This window comes from Rubinisphaera italica (genome assembly GCF_007859715.1).
Taxonomy (GTDB): domain Bacteria; phylum Planctomycetota; class Planctomycetia; order Planctomycetales; family Planctomycetaceae; genus Rubinisphaera; species Rubinisphaera italica.
The window spans coordinates 539865-560159 of sequence record NZ_SJPG01000001.1 but is presented as its reverse complement, the minus strand read 5'-3'; the positions used below and the strand labels follow the sequence as shown (position 1 = coordinate 560159).

13 protein-coding genes are annotated in these 20295 nt (G+C 47.9%); 7 read left to right on the top strand and 6 right to left on the bottom strand.

Annotation, left to right across the window (positions count from 1 at the left end):
• The first annotated feature begins 34 nt into the window (after positions 1-34).
• Genes Pan54_RS02255 through Pan54_RS02240 form a run of 4 tightly spaced genes read left to right on the top strand, consistent with a single transcriptional unit; the run spans position 35 to position 2554 of the window.
• Complete coding sequence (locus Pan54_RS02255; RefSeq protein ID WP_146501951.1) at positions 35-1096, top strand: hypothetical protein; 1062 nt, start codon at positions 35-37, stop codon at positions 1094-1096.
• Positions 978-1685, top strand: coding sequence for a hypothetical protein (locus Pan54_RS02250; protein ID WP_146501950.1), 708 nt, complete (start codon positions 978-980; stop codon positions 1683-1685). Before Pan54_RS02255 ends, Pan54_RS02250 begins: the two co-directional genes overlap by 119 nt.
• A complete protein-coding gene (locus tag Pan54_RS02245) occupies positions 1669-2376 on the top strand; it encodes a ThiF family adenylyltransferase (protein ID WP_146501949.1) in 708 nt (235 codons plus the stop codon). Before Pan54_RS02250 ends, Pan54_RS02245 begins: the two co-directional genes overlap by 17 nt.
• Positions 2363-2554 carry a hypothetical protein gene (locus Pan54_RS02240; protein ID WP_146501948.1) on the top strand — a complete coding sequence of 64 codons (192 nt, stop codon included), beginning with the start codon at positions 2363-2365 and terminating at the stop codon, positions 2552-2554. The genes Pan54_RS02245 and Pan54_RS02240 overlap by 14 nt, the downstream gene beginning before the upstream one ends.
• A gap of 276 nt (positions 2555-2830) precedes the next feature.
• On the opposite strand, the gene Pan54_RS02235 is transcribed toward Pan54_RS02240, so the two are convergent.
• The 6 genes from Pan54_RS02235 to Pan54_RS02210 form a co-directional block, all read right to left on the bottom strand.
• Positions 2831-5029, bottom strand: coding sequence for a DEAD/DEAH box helicase (locus Pan54_RS02235; protein WP_146501947.1), 2199 nt, complete (start codon positions 5027-5029; stop codon positions 2831-2833).
• Positions 5026-6330, bottom strand: a complete 1305-nt coding sequence (locus Pan54_RS02230; RefSeq protein ID WP_390621938.1) for an ATP-binding protein — start codon at positions 6328-6330, stop codon at positions 5026-5028. Before Pan54_RS02230 ends, Pan54_RS02235 begins: the two co-directional genes overlap by 4 nt.
• Before the next feature lie 6 nt (positions 6331-6336).
• Entirely contained in the window at positions 6337-8916 is a 2580-nt protein-coding gene (locus tag Pan54_RS02225; RefSeq protein WP_165441538.1) for a tellurite resistance TerB family protein, read from the bottom strand.
• A 1056-nt stretch (positions 8917-9972) separates the two neighbouring features.
• Positions 9973-10845 (bottom strand): hypothetical protein, encoded by an 873-nt coding sequence (locus Pan54_RS02220; protein ID WP_146501944.1) that lies wholly within the window; start codon positions 10843-10845, stop codon positions 9973-9975.
• Positions 10846-10870: 25 nt separating this feature from the next.
• Positions 10871-11506: a papain-like cysteine protease family protein gene (locus tag Pan54_RS02215; protein ID WP_146501943.1), complete on the bottom strand. Its 636-nt coding sequence runs from the start codon at positions 11504-11506 to the stop codon at positions 10871-10873.
• Between the two features lie 53 nt (positions 11507-11559).
• On the bottom strand, positions 11560-12018 hold the full coding sequence (locus Pan54_RS02210; protein WP_146501942.1) for a hypothetical protein: 459 nt from the start codon (positions 12016-12018) through the stop codon (positions 11560-11562).
• A gap of 167 nt (positions 12019-12185) precedes the next feature.
• On the opposite strand from Pan54_RS02210, the gene Pan54_RS02205 reads away from it, so the two are divergent.
• From Pan54_RS02205 to Pan54_RS02195, 3 genes are all read left to right on the top strand, one after another.
• Complete coding sequence (locus tag Pan54_RS02205) at positions 12186-12410, top strand: helix-turn-helix domain-containing protein (RefSeq protein WP_146501941.1); 225 nt, start codon at positions 12186-12188, stop codon at positions 12408-12410.
• 241 nt (positions 12411-12651) lie between these two features.
• Entirely contained in the window at positions 12652-15225 is a 2574-nt protein-coding gene (locus tag Pan54_RS02200; protein WP_165441537.1) for a tetratricopeptide repeat-containing sulfotransferase family protein, read from the top strand.
• Between the two features lie 354 nt (positions 15226-15579).
• Positions 15580-20283, top strand: a complete 4704-nt coding sequence (locus tag Pan54_RS02195; protein ID WP_146501939.1) for an Ig-like domain-containing protein — start codon at positions 15580-15582, stop codon at positions 20281-20283.
• Positions 20284-20295 lie beyond the last annotated feature (12 nt).

Sequence of the window (20295 nt, the reverse complement as noted above, 5' to 3'; positions counted from 1 at the left end):
GCGGTCTCTGGATGTTTTTATATGAAAGGCATTCATGAATAAAAATCGTGCTTCTCGAAACGTCTGGCTGCGACCCGCAAGGAGACTGCAGCAGTATTTTGAGGCGACCAATACCAATGAACCTCTCACAGAACTTCCCGTTGATCTCTGGAAAAGACTCGAACAGATTCCCCATCTACAAGAAACGGCGATTGCATACGACTGGCTGCTCGCGGCTAACCGACTGAAACGAGAATTTCGTAGTCAGCTGAATCAGTTTCATGACGCCATGACTTTACTATGTGATGAATTTGATCGTCTGCAGCCCAGGCAGATCACCCCTACTCTGCGAGATTTACTTGCCGATCTGGAAGCATTGGCCGATGATTTTAGCGACGTGAAGTTTGACTCGTCGACACACGTGCTTTCCGTCACCACCGAACCGATCACGCTGCAGGAAGTCGAACTCGGCCCCTTCGAGATTCAGCTGCATTGTCGGGAACTGCAAACGGGTCAGTTATCTCCGTACCGCGTGGTGGCTCTGGAACCCAATCCCTCATCGACGAATGACGAGGTGACTCACCCGCATGTGCAGTCTGAATTGCTCTGCGAAGGGGACGGCCGGCAGGCCATTGCGACGGCCCTGGCGCAAGGACGAATCCACGACTTTTTTGTGATCGTCGCCAATCTCTTGCGAACCTACAACGAGGGAAGTCCCTACGTGGGTCTCGACGACTGGTTCGGGACGCTCTGTGATGATTGCGGCGACCTGCGGAGTTCTGATGCGATTGTCTCCTGTGGTCAGTGTGTCGGAGCAATCTGCGAAGACTGCATCGATCGCTGTGCAGGCTGTGATGAGAATACCTGCCGCGGCTGTCTCGAAGCTTGCCCGGGTTGTGATGATTACTGTTGTTCCGGGTGTCTGTCCAGGTGTGTGGACTGCGATACAGCCTGCTGCCCCTCCTGTTTAACCGATTCCGAAAGGTGTCCTGACTGTCATGAAGCTCAAGAAGAGAGTAACGAGTACGAATCGTTCCCGACAACGGAACCGCCAAACCCACAAACCGGTATTACGGTTCAGTCCGACTGCGTGGGCCAAACTGCTGTTCCTGCGTGATTACGGTGAGACGGAAGTCGGCGGCTTTGGAATCACGGCTAATGAAGATCTTTTGTTTGTCCGAGATTTGAAGCTTGTTCGACAGGTTTGTTCCTGGGCGCATGTCGCGTTTGAGGATGACTCGGTCGCAGACCTGTTTGATGAACAGGTGGATGCGGGCTTGCGACCGGAACAGTTCGGGCGGATCTGGATGCATACCCATCCGGGGAATTGTCCGCTTCCCAGCCCGATCGATGAACAAACCTTTGCCCGGGGCTTCGGCCAGGCAGAGTGGGCAGTGATGTTTATTCTGGCGCGAGGCGGAAAATCCTATGCCCGACTGCAAATGAACACCGGACCGGGAGCGAGCCTGAGAATCCCGGTGGAGATCGACTACTCACAGAGCTTTACTGGCTGTGACTATGCATCCTGGGAGAGCGAATATCTGACCCATGTTCAAAGTCATAATTCGAAAACCCTCTTCAACAATCAGGATGAGGACGCGGTTGACTTTCTGGAGAACGAATTCCGATTCGATCTCTGGGATGAGACTGATGATTTTTTATCCCAAACTCAACGACAGGAAAAACGCAATGACCATGACGACTGAGATTCCGGATCGATTTGTCAGACAACAGGAACTGGTGCCCCGTCCGCAAATCACGTCGCTCTCCGCCACAGTGATCGGCGTGGGAGCGATTGGCCGACAGGTCGCTCTGCAACTGGCGGCGATTGGGATGCCACAACTGCAGTTGATCGATTTTGATACTGTGGAAGCCAGTAATATTACCACTCAGGGGTATCACGAAAGTGATCTGGGGGTATCTAAGGTCCAGGCCACCAAAGCTGCTATTGAGCGACTTGATACAACGATTGTGGTCAATACGATTGAAGATCGCTACCGTCCGCATTATGCCGTCGGTGAGGTAGTGTTTTGTTGTGTCGATTCAATCTCGGCTCGTGCTGCGATCTGGAAATCCGCTCACCCCTCCTGCCTCTTCTGGTGTGATGGCCGGATGCAGGGAGAAGTGATTCGAGTTCTGACAGTTGCTGATCCGAGCAGTGATGAGCAGTATGCAAACTCTCTGTTCCCGCAGGCGGAAGCGCAACTGGGAACCTGCACGTCCCGCAGCACGATTTACACCGCCAGTCTGGCGGCTGGTCTGATGCTGCATCAGTTCACTCGCTGGCTAAGAAAATTGCCAATCGATGCGGACCTCTCGTTGAATCTGCTGGCCTCAGAACTCACCATATCCCCAGCTTGGAAGGAGACACATCGTCATTCCGTTGCAAATCACTGATCAGGAACGGGCCAATATCCTGGCCGCCCTGAACTTCTGGTTGGAAGAAATCGTCCCCTATGGTACAGACTTTGCTCGACCTCATTTGGAAGCAGTCGGCTGTGGTGAGCAAATACCGTTAGCCAAACCGGAGGTACAGGAATTGATGAAGCGAATCCGCCAGAGTCATTCCCGTTGAATTGATATTACAAATTGAGGCTTTAAGCCTTGATGTTTCTGAGAAAATCCCTGTCTGCGATTGACAATTACTTGTCACCGCAGACAGGTTCTTTGAGTTTGATCTGATCGATTCTGAGAACTTCTTTTTTTTAGCTATCAGTGAGATGAAGTACCTCAATAGTCCGTGCCCTTTATAACGGAACCAGATAGTCCTGACAAGATTTGCTAATGCAGAGAAAACGCAAACTTTCAGTTGCGATCACCTCACACAGATTCTGTGTGGCGTTCAATTCACTCAATGATTTATTACACTCTTCAAAGCGTTTTGTAATTCGATCACGGCTCCATCCAGGTCTATGATGTCTTGGCAGATCGACCATTCTCTGAGCCAATCGTCTAGAAATTCGTCATACTTTCTTGCTTCCACTGAGTGCGATAACAGGGGAGCAAGTAACTCTGGCTTAGGGAGGTTCTTAGCAATTTTCCGAAGTGCGTTACTCAACTGAGTCTCGTTCATCTCAATTTCCAGCGAGAACAATCCTTCTGTGACTTTCATGCTGTGGTGTTTTAGAAGTGCGAGAAGAGTTGACTGGATATGACTTCCGGTCCACGGAAACCAGATCGTTTTTGAATCGGAAAGCGGAAGCAAATCTGTTTGCTGCAAACGTTTGGAGACAAATGCCTGACGAGCAGCTTGAAGCAGTTCTTTCCCTGTCGGATTCAGATACGCATAGACGGTCTGGTCGCTGAGCACGTCACGCATTTTTTGCCTCACTCTCCGATGAATCACTCCATTTCCACCGGTAAAAAGTGGCTGTTTGCGTCCTTGGGCTGGTTTCACAGCGATTTCCCTGTGCGTGTGATCCACTTCGATGACCCGCCACCTGCGCCCCGCCAGCAAAAGATGACTCCCGACTTCCGGGACATAAATGGTCGGCAGCCGACCGAGTGGGCGACTCTGAAACACAATACGGAATTCGGGAGTCGATGAAAACGCAGCATAGAAGTCATGAGATCTTACAATTTTCTCCCCTTTCAATCCGAGAATTAAATCTCCTTCTTCTGTTTGTTCGACCAGATCCTCTTGCCCCATTTTTTTGAGGAGCCGAATAAATACCTCTTGAGGGACACAACGGAATGCCCCCGCTTTAATGAGTCGATGATATAACATCAATGCCGAAACACCTCCGGTTTCAGTGATTAGACTCAGGACCTGATGAATCAGAGTGCTGAGATCACCTACAGAAGACAAAGGAGGTTCAACCCACTTTTCCAGCATTAACTCTGTGAGGGCGATGGCTTGAATCAATTCGGGATAGTATTGCGCTTCGTTCTCACCGATAGGCAACGGTTCAACGACATATAGTTGCATTCGCTGCGGCGCACCTTCTTCCCGGCCGCTTCGTCCGAGTCGTTGCAAGAGAGAACTGACAGACCAAGGACAACCAATTTGAGCAATCGATCGCACTTTTCCAATATCGATCCCCAGTTCGAGCGTCGCACTACAAACTGTGGAATAGGGACGACGTCCGAGCATCATTTTTTCGGTATGCTGTCGGATCTCCTTACTGAGGGAACCATGATGGATCAGGAATTGACCAGGCTTTCCGATCGATTTTGCGCGCCGGTTGAGTTCGTCGGTGTAGAACTCGACTCCCGAACGTGCATTAACAAAGATCAAATTTTTGTCTTTTGAAAAAGACTGGAAAACATGGTTGATTAACGCCTGCTTCCCCGATGCTGATTTCGATTCGTCAAGCTTTGATTCTTCGCTCTGTTCCTCATGATCCTGGAAATAAGCAAACAGCCCGAAGCGGACGGACTTCTGGTTATTCTCATCTAATAGTAATTTAACACGTTCTGGCTGATCGGGACGCATCCAATGGCAGGTTTGTTCCGGGGCGCCAATTGTTGCAGACAAACCGACTAGCCGAGGTAGATTGATCGTGTAATGATCAAGGCGGGACAAGAGGCTGCGGAGGTGGGTTCCGCGTTCGGTCCCATGCATCGAATGCACTTCATCGAGTACAATATAAGATAAACTGTGAAACAGATGCCTGAGGGATTCACTGCGATTTATGAATATCGATTCCAGTGATTCCGGTGTGATCAGCAGCACTCCACCGGGACGTTTTACTAACTCCTTCTTACTTTTCGATGAGACATCACCATGCCAGCGATGCACTGGGATTTCTGCATATTGACACAAGTCTTCAAGCCGACGGAACTGATCATTAATGAGTGCTTTCAAGGGACCGACATAGATCGCCCGCACAGACTCCATCGAATTCGGTTGGATTAAAGATAATATCGGAAGAAAGGCGGCTTCCGTTTTACCTGCCGCAGTCTGCGCTGAAATGAGAAGGTCAGATTCGGTACCGCAGAGGATGTGGATAGCCTGCTCCTGCAAAGGCCGCAGGGTTTCCCATCCCTTTTTGTAAAGTGCTCTTTGTATCGAGGGAGCAAGCATCTCGTAGGCAGAGTGATTACTCACAGCCGAAATTCCGATAAGTCGTCAGAACGAGAATGATTGCCGGCGGAAGGCTTTTGAGTTTCCTGCTGATTGAATTGACCAAGTAGCGATTGCCATGATTGATCAGGATGCTGCTCCAGTATCTGCAGTAAACCGATAAAGTCCTTGACGGTTTCACGAGGTGTTTGATAGTAGCTGGCGCCCATCCTCTGTTGACAATGTTGTAGGTAAGACGCAATACCTTCATCAGGAATCAGGTATTGCTTCTCATCACCGGATGCGAATACATGCCGAATGTTGTGCAATAGAACGTAACAGTCTTCAGGTGTCAGACTCTCCAACTTGATAACAGGGCCAGTCAGGTCTCGCATCGACGTGCTGGCAAAACGATTTGAAGCGAGCCGGGTCTCTAATGCTTCGTAACTGAAAAGGCCTCTTCGTCGGTCCTCCAGGCACTCTTCAGTCCCTGCAAAAAGGAAAGCCAAGCCCTCTGTCGTTCCCTGAAGAGCATCGTTCAAAATCGTGAGGATGGTCTCGTAATTGTTGTTTCGCGCCAACGTGTGATTCAGACGGTGAGACAAAACAACTAATTCATCCAGGCAAATCAACAGCCCCCGGTAACCTGCGATCCTCACAAAAGCAGCTAGCAGCTTAAGAGAGTCATAAAAATCTGCGTCATCAATAATTGAGCGCACACCCAAGTCCTCCCGGGCTTCCGTTTTTGTACTATATTCTGCTCTCAACCACCGTAACGCGGCTTGCTGAAGATTGTCATTCTGTTGCTGAAATCCTTCATAGTATCGGCTTAGAACTTTTGCGAATTCGTAACCATTCACCAGCGAGCGGAGTTGAGAGAGTTGTTTCTCAATTTCAGTTTGCACATCGTCTTCAGTTCCGCCAGACGATTTAATTTCGTGATCGAGATCACCAACCCATCGTTCAACGAGACTAGGGAGAGCCCCGCCATCTGGACGAGCTGTTGTTGAGAGATTCTTCAACAATTCGGAATAGAGTCCGCGGGCTTTTCCGCCTGATCCATGCAGCCTGCGTTCCGTAGTGATATCGGCCCGCAAAACTGCAAATTTGCGTTTGAGAGCCACATTACTGATCAAGTTGAGAAAAAATGTTTTCCCACTCCCAAAATTCCCCATAATGAAACGGACAGATGATGTGCCATCCTCCACCTGTTTCAGGTCAGTAATGACAGCTTCCACTTCGTCTTTTCTGCCAACCTGAATGTGTTGAAGACCAACCGACGGAACAACCCCAGCCGCCAGTGATCGAATGATTGCAGTTCGCTCTTTTGATCGGATCATACCAATTTCAAACTAAGTTGATTTTTCAGACAAAAACAAATTTTGTGTAACAATAATGCGGTCTTCCTGATCATCAATCAACCAGTCGCCGCAGACCTCCAAAGACCATTCATTAATGGATTCAATCGTCCCATTCAGCATCAGCGAATGTTCCCTGGCTAACTGGTCAAGTTCTGATCGTGTCCACTCATTGCGTGTCATAATCGTGTCAAGAAATAGGTGAAAACGAGGCTGCAAGCCATCATATTTGAGAGCTTCCGCCTGTCTTACTTCCCCTTCATGAGTTTGCTCATCCTGAACATTAACCTGGTGATCAAGTTCATTTATGGTAGCCACTGCTTCAGTCTTTTTCTGCGATTCGGCAGAAATACGAGATTCGTTGCCAGTCGCTTCCATTTGATCAGATTCGGTATCAGTGCCATCTTCGAGCATGACATCTTTGAGATAATCAGAAACCTGTTTTGTCTCCTGGAGAATTTCGCGAATACGGTCCTGATCGAGCAGCAAGTCAACCGAAGAGTCTTCACTTTCTTCCGGAGCAATGTTACCGGCACTCAGTTCTTCAATCCTGCTCGGTTCCAGATCGAGGCTTTTGTATGCTTTTTTCAGCGAAGAGACTTCTTCTTCGGTCATAATGCCATCAGCGGCGGCAATGGCAATCAAATATTCTCCGATCGCTTCGCGTCGAATCTCAGGTAGTGCCTGAAGTTGCTTACCGAGCTTGGTATTTTTATCCGGATGAACGGATAGCAAATAGGCGAGATGCTCAAGCCGTATCGATTCCTGTGGAGAAAGCTCAAAGTACTGTTCCAGATGAGATGTGATTGTTTTCAATTCTGTGTCGTCAACAACACCATCGGCCGCTGCGATCGACATCCCCAGTCGTAGTAGAATTGAAGCAGCGTGATACGAATTCAAATTCCCTTCTGTTGAGTCTTCTCTCGGGAAGATACTGACATACGAATCCCAATGGTAAGTTTGGCCAGATTCCCGTGAATCTGGTTCGAGACAAAGGTCCATGCAGTCAGCAGTTTGAAGCAAATCGGAGCATTGTTTTTTAGTAAGTTTTGATCTTTTATCGATTCCTTGTAACTCGGCAAGTTCACCAACAGGAATCAGACACCATCCGCTCTCATTCGAGAATTGCTGAATCAGACTGTACCATCGATCAAATTGAGGATGATCTCCTTCCCGCAACTCCAAGGGAAGCTTTTCGTACATGTCAGCGGTAATTTCGCCCGAGTCCGCTTTTTTGTGGGCCCGATCAAATGCACGCAGGTCTTCGATGGCGGAATTCCAGATTTCAAGCAAAGTCTTGAACTGTGAAGGAATGCCCGAAATATTAGGGAGTTTGAAAGTAAACGGCGACGAGTCTCCACGGTATCCGGAAAGTGTTGCACTTGCTGGGCGATACTCCAATCTGTATTCGCGTTTCGCAGATTTGAGCGGCATTCCACTCGGATACTTCTCATTGAATCGAGTTTTGAAAAGTTCCGTGAAGCGATCATTATGTCGCCTAATGATTACGCTTCTTGGAGAGCGGGCATCGTGTTGAGCCACTATGAGTGCTGCTGATGGAGGGAGTGCTTCCCCTCGCATTGCGAAGATTGCCAGCATGGCTGCTTTGCTGTCTTCACTCCAATAAGGAGTCGATTCGATGACCTGATTCAGGACAGAAAGCGGTAGTTCTTGTAATTCTGGATGATTAATCAGGCAAGCCCACAAGAGATCCGTTGCGTATCGTTTGAATGAGTTTGAGAAGCCATAAATAGGGAGCAGTCGCAGGACTTCCTGTATCACCAGACTATGGTCTTTTTGGTCGACGAGCGCCCGTCTTTCGAGTCCGTAAAAATGTATGAACACATAGCCCAGTTCAGTATTTGGATCTTTACGCCCAGATTCCAGCCAAGCCAGATAGTTGCGTCTTTGCGAAGGAGAGCATTCCCGATAACTGGACCAGTACGGCAAATTACTAGAACCCCGTCCGGAGTTTGCAACCTTTAAATCGCTTTCAATAAGCGAGGCATCAAATGGATCTCGTGTTTTGCCCTTTATGAAATAGACGAGTGGTGAAGCAGCAATGACGCCGCAATGATCAAGATAACCATCGGTTCCCAGGAAACGGACATTGGCATCAGCACTCTTCGACCAAAGGGAGTGTTTAACCTCTGATCGTCTAATAATAAATCCAGATTGCTTCGAGTTCGAATGACTTGCCGGTTGAATCTCGACCAGGTCTTCATTGAAAGTACTTATGCGATTATCTGGGTTGAAATTCTTTTCGACTACAGGTGGCTTGTTGGCAGTTGCAGAATGAACTGTTGAGTCAATTTCCTTTTCTGGCAAACGTAACCCATTGCGAAAGTTGTTTACAATTTGAGTCGCAAAGTTTAAGCCCTGCAAAACCAAAGCTGGTTTCCAGAATGACAATGCCACAAATCCGGTGAGCAGAAATAAAGTGATTGCTGCTATTGGACCCAGCACAAAACTCAACAATAAGGTGACTGCACCTAATACGAGGATGCCGCCGAACAGATTGAGCCAGAAATTGCTCAGTTCCATACCGCTGTTATCAGCTGCTTCCTGTCTCAATTCACTTTCTTCAGATTGAACTGAGATCGAAAAAACACATTTGCATGATCGGCAGCGGACTCTCCTATTCGCGGCCGTCATCTTGATCTTCAGACTTTTCTCGCAACCAGGACACTGTACGACAGAAAGTATATCACTCATTATCTATAGCCCGCTAATATGAATCATAATCCAGATCCATCATGCCAAAATGTTCAGCAGTTAGCAATCGACTACTTTACCCCCTAAACAACTTGCAACTTGGATAGCCGTCCGTTTCAAAACTCTGAGGTCTCATTAACTTTCTTTTCTTATATTTCTCCTACTTTCTTCTTCGTAGGATTTTTCAGATGAGTCTGGAACGTCGTAAATCTCGACGGTAGCAGGAACTGTTTGTTCCAATTCAGGAGTTTCCGAAAACCCTCGGCATCGGTTTTACGAACGCTTGATCGTTTGCTTGCCGAAAATAGCTTGATTCGTTTCTTGAAGAACTCTGCTTGCCGTATTCCACGATTGCCATTGGGCGACCGGGAGTGCCTCCGGATATCGGTGTGGACTTCACAGTGATCGAAGCCAATACGGCCTTTAAGGTATTGTCCGCAATGAGACCGGAGAAGACTGGAAAGAATACCGCAAGAGATTGATGATTGAGGCTTGAGAAATCGAGCAGGATGCCGAACCGGATGATGTAGACTTGTGACGCTTTGATCGCAAACAAACCAAAAAGATAAGACGAAAGTCTCGAATACCGAAATCTCTCACGACCAAACCCTCATTACTGGACGCGGCTAATGAATGAACAGGAGCCCCCAGTCCTCGTGGTCGCGAGAAACAACGTTTACAAAGTGAGTGAGTGGAACGAAGGTTTGCCCACAGTCGCGAAAGCGGCGGAGTGAGGCAAAGTCATTTGCGAGGACGCGAAGAGATTCGCAAACGTTGCAGCATCCACGCGGTTGACTAAATATTTTGGCTAACTTTTTAGCTATCAGTGTGTTGGAGTGCCTCAAGTATCCATGCCTTCAAGACGGAATCCTTATTATACAGACAAATTTCCGTGACTTGTTCGCGGAGACAGCTTTAGTATTTGGTTTTGGTCGTAATTTCGCGAAAGGTAAATGGGCCTTGGCTGATCATCACCAACATTCCTTCCCCAGGGATTTCTTCCGAAATTCTGGTGATCATTGTACCGCTCAGTTTGGATTCCAGATCGATCTTTTCTGACACGGAACGATAGGTGAGCCCTTCAGCTGAGATTTTAACCGTCCTCGTATTGTTCTCTGAAGTCTGAGTCCCGGAGAGATCCAATTGGACCGAAATCACCGCACATAATGTTCCATTTCGTTCGATCACTTGCTCGAAGTAGGCTTTGAGTTCACCGTCAATATTCTGTATGCCACCTCCGGCTAACCGGGCTAAGGCATCGCCGGTTACCACCCAGGAGTCTCCGATGGAAACAGCATGATCGGGAGCCAGGTCGGCTGGCCAGGGATCGATGAATGCATTGAGGACCTCTGTTTGCTCAGCCGTTGGATTATTCCCTACGAGTTCCGATTTCCAGTATTTGCCGGATTTTTTACAAAGCAATGTTCTGGCCTGCAGCGGAGAAATCTCGTCCGAGATTTCCGGCTCATTGCTTGTAATTTGCAGGTTTTGTTTTTGCCAACTCTCCAGGAAAGCGATCTTCATGGAGTTCGGCTGGCCGTTTTGTGCCACATAAATGTCATATTCGAAGACCTCCCGGCTCGTTAAGGTTTGTGAACCTGTTGTCGACTCTGTTCCCTGTGAGATTTCGATGTCTGCATTTTCAAGTCTGAAGTCACTTTCGACACGATAGATTTCTCCCGCTTCAACGTTCAATTTCAAATCATACGATTTTTCGCCACAGCCTGGCAGACAACATAGGAAGAGGACGGTCAGTAGGAAATACGTGCGAGATAGAGAAATGGTCATGAAAATAGCCTGAATAAGATCCACGTCAGGAAGGAGTACGAACCGGGATGACTAGCAGATAGGCGGTGATGCGTTCAAACTCTGGAGCAGTCAATTCTCGTTTTCCGGATGTGCTTTGAAATGCTGGCCAGGGATCCCGGACAATCACTTTTCGAATCACGGGACCATTCTCAGTTGTCTGATAAATGATGGCTGTAATCACCACGGCATGTCCGACATCCATACCGGGATTCTCATACATGGCGATCAAAGGAGTGTTGCGTTCGAATTGTTCCTGCAGCAATTCTAAGGCGGGAGGCCCCAGCCCCAGCAAAGCTTCCAACTGCCACTGGTTGCCTTGCGTTGACAAACCATCGATTTGAGCGAGCATGTCGAGTGGAGAGCCGGGGCGATTTGAAACATAGCCTGCATAAACATTGGACACGATTTCTGCTTGAGAAACTTCCATCTGCTGAGCGGACAGCACCATCTGAATGCAGGCTGCCCAACACCAGTTACTCGCTTCCTGCTCGGCCGCATAAAAGTTCATGACATGACTGGGCAGGCCGATCACTTGAATCTCTGAATCCGTGGAGGATGTCGACTGAGATTTTCCACAGCACAGCCCTGTAAACAGCAGGAAGCTGCCAACGGTCATGAATACGACAATTCGAAATCGCATGGATATTTCACTACTTTATGAGGGAAATCTGGAAGATTCTGAGTTGTGTGGACTCAACCGTATTGGTCCACCAGACGTTCAATCTCAGCCTGTTCGAATTCCGACTCTCTCAGAGACTGCTCCAGACGATCCCTGCGCTGCGGGGCCAGTGCAGGATCCTGCAACTGGCGGGTGTACGAGTTCAACTCGGCCTGATTATCCTGCCATCTCCTATAAAGATTCGGATAAGCCTGGGCTGGGATTTTTGATTGCAGCGATACCAGTCGTTCCCCAAGCGTTTTAGAACGAGACAGCAGATTTGTTCCTCGGGCTGCCACCTGAACGACAACCTCTTCATTCCGAGTAAGCTGACGTGCCACTCCCTGGGTAACCGCAGGAGCGGATTTGACTTTGGAACTGCCATTTCGGAAATACTGGGCGGCCTGTTTGACATGTTTGACCGCACCGGGACGACAACCCGATAGTTCCATCACAAGCCCAATCATGAGAACACAGCAGAGTCGTTGAAGCATAACCTGGCCCCTTAGTGATTTGATTCGATCAAACTCAACAGCGATCGAATCTGTGAACAATAATGGCGAATACTATGCGTTACACGTAACTCTTAGTGTGCAGATGCATAGTATGCGCTGTCGCGAAACTGATTGCAAGTATCTCAACTTGCAAAAGGCGACACGGCGTGGCAGAGGAAGACATTCGAATCCGATTTGGAAACCGATTGCGTGCGGTTCGCAATCAAGCTGGTATCTCTCAGGAAAAACTGGGAGAACTGGCAGGTCTACACCGCACATTTATCTCCATGGTCGAGCGTGGAGAAAGAAACGTCACGATTGCCACCGTTGAAAAGCTGGCCCGTGCCCTGGATTGTGGCTTGTATCACCTGATGCCGGATTCTGTGGAGTAATTGTGATTGACGACACACTTGAAATGCGACGATCGTTGAGATCTCTATTGATGGTGTCCGAGATTCGGTTTGATTAACTTATCTAAGTTTGGTTTGGGGGGCTGAGTTCGGAGAGTTCTCTCCTATCAAATAGTGACATTAAGCTGAAGTACAACAAGTAAAAAAATCATTTCCATTCGAAGATAGAGAATGATTGATGAGCCGCTGCTGCGAAAGGTATGCAAACATTGCGTTTTATTGTATGACATTAGAGTCACCTGTTTCAGCCTTCTCTGATGTCCATTTCACTTCGTCCAAAATTATGCCCACAAACAAGCAAACCCTTCAGTTATTTCAGGCTGGTCGACTTCAGGAAGCTGAAGTTTTGATTCAAAAGATGATCGCCAGCAATCAATTTGACGCGGAAGGTTGGCATCTGGCGGCTGTGATTGCTTTGCAGCAGAAAAATTATTCAGAAGCGGGGCTTCGGATAGAGCAGTGCCTTCAGAGAGATAATGCGAAGGCGGAATTTTGGAATACTCGGGGTGCGGTTCTGTTGGAGTTGAGGGAATTTGAGCGATCTTTTGAATCGTTTGCCAAAGCTGTTGAACTGCGACCCGATTATGTAGAAGCCTGGCGGAATCGTGGTTTACCATTGCAGAGATCTGGACATCGAGAAGCTGCTCAGAATGTTTACCGAGAAGCCACAATAAAATTCCCGCGAGATTCTGAAAGCTGGTCTCTACTGGCAGACTCACTGCTCGAATCCAGGCAGATTAGTGACGCATGTGAAGCCGCTGAAGAACTCGTTGCTTTGCAGCCAAATTCACTCCGGGGCCATCTCTTACTTATTCGAAGTTATCTGACAGGTGAGTTTTTTGAAGCCGTTGAGTATGCAATCACTTTAGCCCGTCAGCAATGTGATGATGATCCCCGGCTGGATGAACTCGAAGCAATTGTTCAATTGAAGCTGGAGAATTATCCTGCCGCGATTGAGGTCTTTGAAAGAGTTGTTCAATTCCAGCCACATAATGATGCCTGTCAAATCAATCTGGCGATTGCTTATTTGCGTTCGGGACGCAGGGACAAATTTGAAGAACTTTTTTCAGTCATCCTGGGACAACAGCAAAGTCATCCCAATCTGCTGCATCGGCTTGGGCTGGAGTTGATCGACCAGACAGACTGGAAGAACGCCATCCGATTGTATGAGCCGCTTGCCGTGCAGTTTCCTGAAAACCCGGCTCTCCAATTCGGATTGATCAAGACTTTAATGGGGCTGAATCAAATCAATCAAGCTGAAAATCTTTTGGGAAAGATTTCTCCGTCCCATCATCATGTTACGGATTTTCGACTGCTTCAGGCTCATATTGCCAGATCACAAAACCAGAGTGATCACGCGATCCGTGCACTCCGACATCTCCTGGCTGAAGATCCGAATCATATTGAGGGATGTCGATTGCTGGCTGAAGAATTACTGAAGAGTTCGGCTGTAGTCGGAGCTGTCGCTGGCCTGGGGAGCCCGCGACGCCAGCGGCTCGAAGAGGCATTGCTGGTCTGTCAACGTGGGTTGAGCTATAAGGATGATGAGGAATTACTTTACCTGCAGGCAAAAGCCCTACATGCAATTCAGCGACCACTGGAAGCCATTGTCATTTTGAATCAACTTGCAGAAACGACAACTGAGGCCAAGGTTCTGCATCTGTTGGGGCAATGTCAGCTCGATTTGGGAACAATTGAGGAGAGCCGGGAATCGTTTCAGAAAGCATTGCAGTCGGATCCCAATTATGTCCCGGCTCATTACCACCTGGCATTTTCTGGTGAATTTGCAGATGTCGATCAACGCATTCTGGAGGTACAAAACCGACTCAACGATGGTCAGCTTTCTATCAGGCATCAGTCATTGCTCTGGATGGCACTTGGTCGAGCCTATGATGCGAAAAAACTATATGCAGAGGCTTTTGATGCTTATCTCCGAGGAAATCAACTCAAACCTCGTCCGGATTTTACTACGAATGAACGACACAATGTGGCAGATCACCAGCATTTCATGAGTGAAATTGCAGCGGTGTTCGATTGTGATTTTTTTAATCAGCGAAGTGAAATGGGGCATTCCAGTGAGTTGCCTGTCTTTATTGTCGGCATGCCTCGAACCGGTACAACTCTGACAGAGCAAATTCTTTCCAGCCACTCACACGTATATGCAGCCGGGGAGTTGCAGGAAGTGGGGGCCTGGCCAATACAGATTGAATGCATGATTTGCACGCGTCCGCTTAAATACCCGTCTGCGGCTCGTGAATTGAATCAAAAACAAGTCCGACACTTAGCGAGTCGTCATGCACGATTTCTTACTGGTCATGATCCGACAGCGTTACGGATCGTCGATAAAATGCCGACCAATTTTTTGCATCTTGGTATGATTGGCCTGCTGTTTCCCAATGCCAGGATTATACATTGCATTCGTGATCCTCGTGATGTTGCCATTTCCTGTATTCGTCAGAATCTGGACTGGCCGTTTTGTGATCTCGAACAGCTGGGGCCTTACATCACAGCCTATCAAAACTTAATGAAACATTGGGAAGCAACGATCCCCAATCCGATTTATCCACTCAGCTATGAAACCCTGGTGACTAACCCCGATCAGGAAATTAGAAGACTCATCGAGTTTTGCAATTTACCCTGGCAGGACCAGTGTCTGAGCTTTGATGAATCAGAGCGAGCAGTGATCACTCCGAGTAAAACACAGGTTAGGAAGCCGATGTATCAATCTTCCATCGGAGCCTGGAAACGCTATGAAACTCAACTCTTAAATTATGATTTGCCAGTCCCAGGAAATTAGAAAACGAAATAATTTCTGGTTATCACCTACGATATAGCCTGCCTTGAACAATCTAATTTAGTGAGTGATCCGTCAGTTAAATACCTCAAAAAATGCAATTGCCCTACGAATATAGTCACTTGCTCAATTCAAATTGCATTGGCCAAGTTTTAAATTATGATTTTTTAATAATAAATATATTTTGAATTGCTGTTTCGTTTGACTTGAGCAATTGTTCAGAATAAAAAGAGCTCTCCATTTCAAAGTAGCATTATTCAATGCGTCCTTGGAATTCTCCTATTATAAAATTCAATAATTCGACAATCCGTTCTACAAAAGTAGCACTATTGATCACAGCCACAGAGGGGCCACTCCATGCTGTTGCGTCACTGGTTGGAATTCTTGCCGGGTCAGCTTTCCTGGATTTCTCGTTTCAAAAAACTTCCTCGACGTCGCTTGCGACGGCGATCAAATTTTCATCACGCAACTGAAGTGCTTGAGACAAGGCAGTTGCTTTCTGCGACGGCAATCGATGATGAATTTACGATTCATTATGCACCAGGAGAATCTGGTTTCCCGTTGCCGGTTCGTCAGAATGATACCGATGCCTCTGCTGCTTCTCTGGCTCTTGTTAACGCAGTGAATGATCAATTGACGGGGAGTTTCGGCACCGTCGAGATTTCAGGGGGTATTCTGCAATACACTCCCGGCAGTACGCATGTGTCACAATTCCAATTTGAATACCAGCTGGATGGGACATCAACGGCTACAGTCACGGTAAACACCAATCGCACTCCAACACTGGGTAATGATAGTTATAGCACAGGCCCAGGAGAATCGGTCACGCTCGATCTGCTCGTCAATGATTCTGACCCCGATGGTAATTCCGTTTCCATCGTAAGTGTCGATGCTCCAGACAATGGTACGATTTCTCTGGTCCCCGATGTGTCAGAGTCGACCTGGAATTACTGGTTGTCTCAAGGACAGAATTATTACAGCAATTTCGAAGACTGGTACACCAGCTATTACAACTATTCGGGAACCAATCCGCTCAGTTATCTCTATGAGTATACGCCGGATGCGGGATTTAGTGGCAATGAGGTCTTCGACTATACCGTACAGGATCCAGAGGGAGGCACATCCTCTGCCAGCGTCACCGTGACTGTGGCTGCCAATCAGGCCCCTGATGCTGTCGATGATACTTATTCTGTCGGCCCTGGGGAATCCGTTCGCCTCGACTTGCTGGCCAATGATACGGACCCCGAAGGTCATACTATTTCTCTGCAAAGTGTGTTAACACCTGCAAATGGTACGCTTAATCTTGTGCCTGATGTCTCGGAGTCGACATGGAATTACTGGCTCAGTCAGGGGCAGAATTACTACAGCAATTTTGCGGACTGGTATAACAGCTATTATGGCTATTCAGGCAGCACACTCAATTATGTTTACGAATACACTCCGGATCAGGGTTTCAGTGGGGATGATGCTTTTGATTATGTGATTGTCGATGCCCACGGGGCGACAGCCAGTGCCGGAATCACAGTGACTGTAGCTGCCAATCAGGCTCCGACACCGGTTGATGATGCTTATTCAGTGATCCCTGGTCAGTCTGTCACGCTGAATCTCCTGGCCAACGATTCCGATCCAGAAGGACATACGGTTTCGATTGTCAATATCGCAGATCCGGCAAATGGGACGATCAGTCTGGCTCCGAATGTGTCCGCTTCAACCTGGGATTACTGGTTGTCTCAGGGACAAAATTACTACAGCAATTTTGAGGACTGGTATAACAGCTACTACAACTATTCGGGCAACAGCCCACTCAGTTACCGACATGAGTACACACCAGATCAAGGTTTTAGTGGTGATGATGTCTTCAATTATACGGTCGTGGATTCGCAGGGAGCGATCGCCGTCGCCAGTGTTACGGTTACTGTTCTGGGGAATGATGCGCCAGTTGCGAATACGGATCAGATCGCAGTCGCTGGCGGTCAATCCGTCACACTCGAACCTCTGCTCAATGACACAGATCCGGAAGGTTTGCAGCTGACCTTAATTTCAGTGAGTAACGGGAGCGAGGGAACTGCGGAAATCACTCGATATATTCCTCCCAGTTTACTGAGTGAGTATCAGAGCAACTCCAGCGGCTATGCCAGTATCGACGAGTATGTCAATTACAATTACGGCAGCTGGAGTCAGTATTTTCAATACTATGGCAATCCTACTGATGACCGTCTGGTCGTGAAATACACCAGCACCAATGCAACTTTTGACGGCGTAGATACATTCACCTACATCGTTGAAGATGCTGCAGGGGCTCAATCCACAGGAACAGTGGAGGTGACGGTCACTGGAGACCAGGCTCCTGTGACCGTGAATGATACTGTGAGTGTGGCTGGAGGGGATTCGGTCTCGATTGATCCGCTCGTCAATGACACGGATCCGGAAGGATCTGAGTTAACGCTGGTTTCTGTCACAGGTGCCATTGCAGGAACAGTAGGATTGGTCCGTGTTGTTCCGGCATCTTTACAAAATGAATACTACTCTCAGTCTCAATATGGATACTACAACTCAATTGATGAGTATGTCCAAAGTTATTACGGAAGTTGGGATTATTACTATTCAAGCTATTACTCGGGTGATCCTTCGCTGATCAATAAATTTGAAGTTCTGTATACCAGTACGGATCCGAATTTCAACGGGGATGAAACACTGACCTATGTGGTCGAAGATGCAGCCGGGATCCAGAGTACCGGTATAATTACAGTGAATGTGACCGCCAATCAGACTCCGATTGCGGTCGCCGATGGCTTTGCTGTCGATCCTGGAGAAACTGTCGTCTTGACATTGATGGCCAATGATTCAGATCCGGAAGGAGATCCGATTCAAATTGTCAGTGTCGCCGATCCGGCTAATGGGACGGTCACTCTGGTACCGGATGTTTCCACATCGATCTGGAACAACTGGATCAATAACGGGCAGAATTACTACAGCGTTTTTGCCGACTGGTACAACAGTTACTACAACTACTCGGGAAACAATCCGCTCAGTTACCAGTATGAGTATACTCCTGATGTCGGATTCAGTGGTGATGACGTATTCATCTATACAATTGAAGATGCTCAAGGGGCAACCGCCTCGGCCAGTGTGACGATCAGCGTGGCGGGAAATCAGGCCCCAGTCGCCGTCGATGATACCTACTCTACAGGCCCTGGCGAAGCGATTGTGCTAAACCTGCTGACAAATGATTCCGATCCCGAAGGGCATGAGATTTCGATCGACAGTATTGCCAGTCCAGCGAACGGCACGATTGCGATAGTCCCAAGCGTTTCAGAGTCCATCTGGAATAACTGGCTCTCTCAGGGACAAAATTACTACAGCAATTTTGAGGACTGGTATTCCAGCTATTACAACTACTCCGGTAGCAATCCGCTGACTTATCAGTACGAATACACGCCTGACGCTGGTTTCGGCGGCGACGATGTCTTTGATTACACGATCATTGACTCTCAGGGGGCAACCAATACCGCCAGCGTGACTGTTAGCGTCGCCGGGAATCAGGCTCCAGATGCGTCTCCTGACGCATACTCTGTTGGTCCTGGAGAATCGGTCGTTCTCAATTTACTAATCAATGATTCTGATCCCGAAGGACAGACGATCTCCATCCAGAGTATTGAAGATCCTGCCAACGGGACGGTGGTTCTCAAGCCTGATGTGTCTGAGTCAACCTGGAACTACTGGCTCGCTCAAGGGCAGAATTATTACAGCAATTTTGAAGACTGGTACAACAGCTATTACAATTACTCAGGCTCGAATCCGTTGGCCTACCAGTACGAGTACACACCGGATACCGGGTTCGGTGGAGATGATACGTTTTCATACACTGTTATCGATTCCCAGGGAGCGACAGCCACAGCCAGTGTGACAGTGAGTGTTACTTCAAATCAAGCACCAGTCGCCGGAAATGATACCTACTCGACAGGTCCTGGCGCAGCGGTCGTTTTAAATCTGCTGTCTAATGATTCGGATCCTGAGGGGCATACTCTATCGATTCAAAGTATTGCTGATCCCTCAGGTGGGAGTATTTCACTGCTGCCTGATGTTTCGGAATCGACCTGGAATAACTGGATCAGCAATGGCCAGTATTATTACGGCAATTTTGAAGACTGGTACAACAGTTACTACAACTATTCGGGAAACAATTCACTCAGCTATCAGTATGAATACACGCCGGATGTTGGTTTCAGTGGAGATGATGTCTTTAGCTACACTCTGGTTGACTCACAGGGAGCAACAACGACTGCCAGTGTTACGGTCAGCGTGGCACCCAATCTGCTCCCGGATGTTCAGAATGACACGCTCGTTGTCCAAGCCAATGAATCGGGAACTCTCGATCCCATTGCCAATGATAGTGATCCAGAGGGTTCTGCTCTGACACTGATCTCCGTTTCAGCAGCGACCTTGGGAACAGCTTCCGTCATTCGCTTTGTGTCAACAAGTTTACAAAGCGAATATGAAAATTATGGTGGCTACTCCTCTGTCGATGACTACGTTCAGAGCTATTACGGTAGTTGGGAATCTTACTTTCAGTATTCCGGCAACTTTGCTGATGATCGTTTTGTGATCCACTATGAACGAACCAATCCAGCGGTGGCAGGGACGGAGACGATCACCTATATAGTTCGGGATGAGCATGGTGGAGAAAGTACAGGAACGATTGATGTCGTACTGCTGGGTGACGAACCTCCCGCCTTCGATGCCGCCTCTTATCAATTTACATTAGCTGAAAATGTGGGTCAGGGAACGGTTGTTGGTCAGGTCACGGCAACAGATCCCGATCCCAATCAGACACTGGTCTACACGATCATAGCCGGCAATGATTTGGGAGCATTTTCCATTGATGGGTCGACAGGTCAACTCACCGTTAATGATGGCACTCCTCTGGATTATGAGGAAAATCCTCAATTCACATTGACCGTACAAGTGGAAAACACTTACGAAGTCTCAGCAACTACTCAGATTGTTATTGATCTGACAGATGAGCATGAGGTGGATTCAATTTTGAAATGCACGGGTTGATGGAAAAAGAGT